The organism is Comamonas sp., from assembly GCF_036666375.1.
Classification (GTDB): Bacteria; Pseudomonadota; Gammaproteobacteria; order Burkholderiales; family Burkholderiaceae_C; genus Comamonas.
The window spans coordinates 1,719-7,370 of the sequence record NZ_JAVWWA010000162.1; the positions used below are offsets into that span (position 1 = coordinate 1,719).

General features: G+C 66.7%; 6 protein-coding genes. 4 read left to right on the forward strand and 2 right to left on the reverse strand.

What is annotated here, in order from left to right; translation table 11 throughout:
* Both RR928_RS23450 and rpe read right to left on the reverse strand, forming a co-directional pair.
* The coding region (locus RR928_RS23450) for a phosphoglycolate phosphatase (protein ID WP_332684465.1) at positions 1-663 on the reverse strand (663 nt) is incomplete at its 3' end.
* Positions 664-737: 74 nt separating this feature from the next.
* Positions 738-1,418 carry a ribulose-phosphate 3-epimerase gene (gene rpe, locus RR928_RS23455; RefSeq protein ID WP_332538106.1) on the reverse strand — a complete coding sequence of 227 codons (681 nt, stop codon included), beginning with the start codon at positions 1,416-1,418 and terminating at the stop codon, positions 738-740.
* A 29-nt stretch (positions 1,419-1,447) separates the two neighbouring features.
* Here rpe and apaG point away from each other — a divergent pair, with 29 nt between their 5' ends.
* From apaG to RR928_RS23475, 4 genes are all read left to right on the forward strand, one after another.
* A complete protein-coding gene (gene apaG, locus RR928_RS23460) occupies positions 1,448-1,855 on the forward strand; it encodes a Co2+/Mg2+ efflux protein ApaG (protein WP_332538107.1) in 408 nt (135 codons plus the stop codon).
* On the forward strand, positions 1,856-3,817 hold the full coding sequence (locus tag RR928_RS23465; protein ID WP_332538108.1) for a site-specific recombinase: 1,962 nt from the start codon (positions 1,856-1,858) through the stop codon (positions 3,815-3,817).
* Positions 3,818-3,930: 113 nt separating this feature from the next.
* Positions 3,931-5,190, forward strand: a complete 1,260-nt coding sequence (locus RR928_RS23470) for a cation:proton antiporter (protein ID WP_332538109.1) — start codon at positions 3,931-3,933, stop codon at positions 5,188-5,190.
* On the forward strand, positions 5,180-5,652 hold a 473-nt coding region (locus RR928_RS23475; protein ID WP_332684469.1), incomplete at its 3' end, for a glutamate-cysteine ligase family protein. The genes RR928_RS23470 and RR928_RS23475, both read left to right, overlap by 11 nt.

A 5,652-nucleotide genomic window follows, 5' to 3' on the forward strand; every position in this document is an offset into this window, starting at 1 on the left:
CAGGCTGTCGATGCAGGCCTCGGCATCGACGTCGCGCACCGGCTCGCCATGGTTGTAGCCATAGCTGACCAGCACCACGGGGCAGCCCGCGGCGCGCGCGGCCTTGGCGTCGTTGCTCGAGTCGCCGATCATCAGCGTGTGCCTGGGCGCGCTGCCCAGCGCTTCGCAGGTCTTGAGCAGCGGCAGCGGGTCGGGTTTCTTGCGCTCGAACGAGTCGCCGCCGAACACCTGCTCGAACAGGCCCGCCAAGCCTTTGGCCGCGAGCAGCGGCTGGGCAAACGACAGCGGCTTGTTGGTCAGGCAGGCCAGGCGCAGGCCCTGGGCGCGCAAGGCTTCGAGCCCTTCGCGCACGCCCGCATAGACCTCGGCATGCTGGCCGTTGATCGCCAGGTAATGGTGCTGATAGCGTTCCCAGGCCTGGGGGTAGACCGCTTCGATATCGGCGACTTCGACATGGGCCAGCACGCTGCGAATCAGATGCTCGGAGCCCTTGCCGACCATGGTTTCGATAGCCGCGGGCGGGATCGCCGGCAGCTGCAGGTCGGCGAGCATGGCATTGAGCGCGGCGCTGAAGTCGCCCAGCGTATCGACCATGGTGCCGTCCAGATCCACGATGGCGGCGTCGAAGTTGAAGGAGCGAAGGGCGGGATGGGGCAAAAGCATGGTGCAGACGTAATGAATGGCGGCAGGCGTAGGCCACCCACCGCCCTGCCCGGCAGTCTGCCGGGCGGGAAGGATCAGGCCAAGGCCTGACGCATGCCGTCGATCACGGCGCGGTAGTCGGGCTTGCCGAAGATCGCACTGCCGGCGACAAAGGTGTCGGCACCGGCATCGGCGACGCGGCGGATGTTATCGCCCTTGATGCCGCCGTCGACTTCCAGGCGGATGTCCTTGCCCGAAGCCTCGATGCGCCGGCGCGCGTCCTCGATCTTGCGGAAGGTGCTGTCGATGAAGCTCTGGCCGCCGAAACCGGGGTTTACGCTCATCAGCAGGATCAGGTCGATGTCGTCGATCATCCAGTCGAGCACGTCGAGCGACGCGGCGGGATTGAACACCAGACCGGCCTTGCAGCCGTGCGACTTGATGGCCTGCACGCTGCGGTGCACGTGGGTCGACGCATCGGGGTGGAAGCTGATGTAGTCGGCGCCGGCCTGGGCGAACGCCTGGGCCAGTGCATCGACAGGCTGCACCATCAAATGCACGTCGATGGGCACGGCAAGGCCTTCGGCGGTCTTGGCGTGGGGCTTCAAAGCCTCACAGATCATGGGGCCGAAAGTCAGGTTGGGAACGTAATGGTTGTCCATGACGTCGAAGTGGATCCAGTCGGCGCCGGCAGCAATGACGCTGCGGACTTCTTCCCCGAGGCGGGAGAAGTCGGCGGACAGAATAGAGGGGGCGATGTGGAAGGTGCGGCTCATGCGTCAATTGTCGCAGTTACTATTGCGCCATGCCGACCAACGACTTTCAGATCGAGGTACAGCCCGAATACCTGCCAGAGCAATCTGCGCCGGAAGCCGGCGTGTTCCGCTTTGCCTACACCATCACCATCACCAACGCGGGCCGAACGCCCGCGCAGTTGATTGCGCGCCACTGGGTCATCAGTGACAGCAACGGCCACACCGAGGAGGTCAAAGGCCTGGGTGTGATCGGCCACCAGCCGCTGCTACAGCCTGGCGAATCCTTCCAGTACAGCAGCGGCTGCGAACTGCGCACGTCCAGCGGCACGATGCACGGCAGCTACCTGTGCGTGACCGATGAAGGCGAGACCTTCACCGCCCCCATCCGCTTGTTCATGCTCGAAGCCTTCGACTCCGGCGCCGACGCGCGCCCGTTGAACGACCGCATATTGCACTGAATGAAGCGCACCGCTTACGACCTGCCGCTGCTCCTGCTGGAACTCGACCCCGAGGCCGATCTCGCGCAACGCCACCTGTGGCTGATCCATCTGCTGGCCTGGGTGCGCGCGCCCGCGCCGTCTGTCGAGCTGGCCGTGGACCGCGTGCGCCAGTTCATCGACGCGCTTGAAGCCGACCCCGCGGCCTGCGCGCGCATGCAGGCCTGGTGGCAGCGGTTCATCGAGACCGTCGATATCACCACGCTGCTGGCCGACTTCGGCTTTGCGCCGCGCACCGCGCTGGCCAGCGAATTGAACGAGCGCCTGCGCTACAAGCTGCTGCCCGCGAGCCCCGAGACCATCGATGCCTCCGAGCTGTTCATGCTGGCGCTGCCCGACGAGTTCGACGCGCGCTGGCTCAATGCGCTGGACGCCGAACTGCTCGCGCGCCTGCGCCTGCTGGTCGCGGCGCACCAGGACGGCCCGTCGTACTGGCAGCAGACGCTGCTCAGCGCGATCACCTATTGCGCCGGCCAGATCCTGTCGACCGGCTTCGCGCCCGAGCTGCGCCTGCGCATGAGCCACAGCGCACGCCACGCCCAGCCGTTCCACGCGCTGATCCATGACGTGGAAAACCTGCGCGTCGAAGTGATGCTTGCGCTGCGCACGCCCGATCGCCTGCTGGCCGCGGAACAGCGGCTGCGCGAACGGCTCGACGCCTGCCGCGCGGCGACGGCGACGATCTACGCCCATTTCGAATCCGAAGGCATTTCCGTCGGCCTGGTGTTCCGGCTGCGCCAGCTGCGCGAACGCATCGTGCGCGTGCGCCGGCTGCTGGACTGCCTGACGTCCGAGCGCCCGGTGGCCGAAGCCGCGCCGCTGCTGGCCCACCTGGTCGGCGTGGCGCGCGAGCGCCGCAGCCTGCGCGCGCTGTTCTCGGCCAACTCCTCGCTGCTCGCCGCCAAGGTGGTCGAGCGCAGCGCCGAAACCGGCGAGCACTACATCACGCGCAACGCCGCCGAATACCGCGCCATGGTGGGCAAGGCCGCAGGCGGCGGCATGGTGATGGCCTTCACCACGCTGATGAAGTTTGCGCTGGCTTCGCTCGCGCTTTCCGCATTCTGGGGCGGCCTGCTCGCGGGCATGAACTACGCGTTCAGCTTCGTGCTGATCCAGATGCTGATGTTCACCGTCGCCACCAAGCAGCCGGCAATGACCGCGCCGGCGATGGCCGCCAAGCTCAAGGAGCTGCCCGACCAGAAGTCGGTCGAGGACTTCGTCACCGAAGTCGCGAATCTCGCGCGCTCGCAGGTGGCGGCCATCCTGGGCAACGTGCTGGTCGTGCTGCCCGCGGCGCTGGGTCTTTCGTGGATTTTCCTCAAGGCCTTCGGCCATCCGCCGCTCGATGTCGGGCATGCCGATCAGGTGCTCGATTCGCTGAGCCTGCTGGGCCCGTCGGTGCTGTTTGCGGCATTCACCGGCGTGCTGCTGTTCTCCAGCAGTCTGGTCGCGGGCTGGGCGGAAAACTGGTTTGTGCTGCGGCGCATGGACTCGGCGATACGCTACAACCCGCGCATCACCGACTTCCTGGGCGCGGCGCGCGCCGACCGCTGGGCGCACTTCCTGCGCAAGAACATTTCGGGCTTCGCGGCGAACATCTCGCTGGGCCTGATGCTGGGTCTGGTGCCGGCGTTTGTCGGCTTCTTCGGCCTGGGCCTTGAAGTGCGCCACATCACGCTGTCGGCCGGCCAGATCGGCGTGGCCAGCATGACGCTGGGCACGGAAATGCTGCACAGCAGTGCTTTCTGGTGGGCCATGGCCATGCTGCCGTTCAACGGCGCGCTGAATGTTATCGTCAGCTTCCTGCTGGCGTTCCGTCTCGCGGTGCGCGCGCATAACGTGAGCGGCGTGGACCGCGCGCGCATCTACCGCGCGATCCGCGCGCGGCTGCGCCAGGCGCCGCTGAGTTTCTTCAAACCTTGAAGAAGGACTTGTCCTGCAAGCCCCCCCGGGGCCGGCAGGATAAAGTGCCTCGGGCAGTTTCCCGCCCGTGACGGGGGCGGGAAACACGCCATCACCAGAAGGAGGAAAAAACAATGGAGAATTTGACGGGCTTTTGGGCGCAATGGCTGCGTCCGTCTGCCGGCCTGGTGACGCTGCAATGGTCGCTGCTGCTGGCGCTGGCCACCATCGGCGGCTCGCTGTGCCAGCGCTATCTCGGTCTGCCCAAGGTCATAGGCTATTCCATGGTCGGCGCGCTGGTCGGCTTCGCGGGTTTCAGCGGCGCGCCCTGGCCGCTGCAGGGCATCAGCCTGTTCATGCTCGAACTCGGCGTCTCGCTGGTGCTGTTCGAATGCGGCGGCCGCATTCCGCTGCGCTGGTTCCGCCACAACCCCATGGTGCTGGTGCAAAGCATTGCCGAAGCCGCGCTCACCTATTTCTCCGTGCTGTGGCTGCTGCGCTGGCTCGATACACCCGCCGATGTCGCCAGCCCGATCGCGATGGTGGCCATGGCGGCCTCTCCGCTGGTGCTGTCGCGCGTCATCACCGACATGCGCGCCGCCGGTGCGGTGACCGACCGCTCCATGGTGCTGGCCACGCTGTCGACGCTCTACGCGCTGACGCTGGGCAGCGCCCAATCCGAAGTGTTCCACCGTCCCGGACAGACGCTGCTCGACGGCACCTCCGCCGTGGCCGTGGTGCTGGGTGTCTCCATTCTGGTCGCGGCCGTGCTGTCGCTGCTGATGCGCCTGGCCTTGCGCGTCATGAGCCCGACCAGCGAAAACACCTCGATTCTGGTGCTCGCGCTGATCGCCGCGGGCACGGCCGTGACCGCCCACCTGGGCGGCTCGGCGCCGCTGGCCGCGCTGCTCGGCGGCATGCTGCTCAAGCACCTGCATCCCCGCCCCTGGGCCTGGCCGCGCCAGCTGGGCACGGCCTCCACGCTGCTGACCATGATGATGTTCGTGCTGGTCTCCACCGTGGCCGCCCAGGCCGACTGGAACCTGCCGCTGGCCGGCGTGGTGCTGGCCGTGATCATCGTGCGCCTGCTGGCCAAGACCATAGGCGTGGGCCTGGGCAATGTGGGCAGCGGCGCGAGCTGGCGCCAGGCGATGTGGGTCAGCTGCGCGATGGCGCCGATGTCTTCCGTGGCCTTGCTGCTGGCCTCGCAGTTCGTCGCCGCCGCGCCCGACAGCGGCCAGATGATTTCGCGCGTCGCCCTGCCGATGATTCTGATGATGGAGCTGATCGGCGCCGTGGTCGCCAGCCTGGCGTTCCGCCGCGCGGGTGAAAGCACCAAGACCCTGAGGCTGCTGGACCGCAGCAACGCTCCCGGAGACCGCAATGCCCCTTGAAGCCTTTCACCATTCCGAACCGCTGACGCTGGGTGTGGAGCTCGAGCTGCAACTGCTCAACACCCACGACTACGATCTCGCGCCCTACGCCGAAGACATGCTGCGCCTGATGGCGAAAACTCCGCTGCCCGGCAGCGTGGTGCCCGAGATGACCAGCAGCATGATCGAGATCTCGACGGCCATCTGCCACTCGGCGTCTGAAGTGCTGGGCCAGCTCACCCCCATACGCGACGCGCTGGTGCGCAATGCCGACAAGCTCAACATCGCGATCGCGGGCGGCGGCACCCACCCGTTCCAGAAATGGCACGAGCAGCGCATCTACGACAAGCCGCGGTTTCGCGAACTGTCCGATCTCTACGGTTATCTCGCCCAGCAGTTCACCATCTTCGGCCAGCATGTGCACATCGGCTGCCCCGATGCCGATGCCGCGCTGCTGATGCTGCACCGCATGTCGCGCTACAT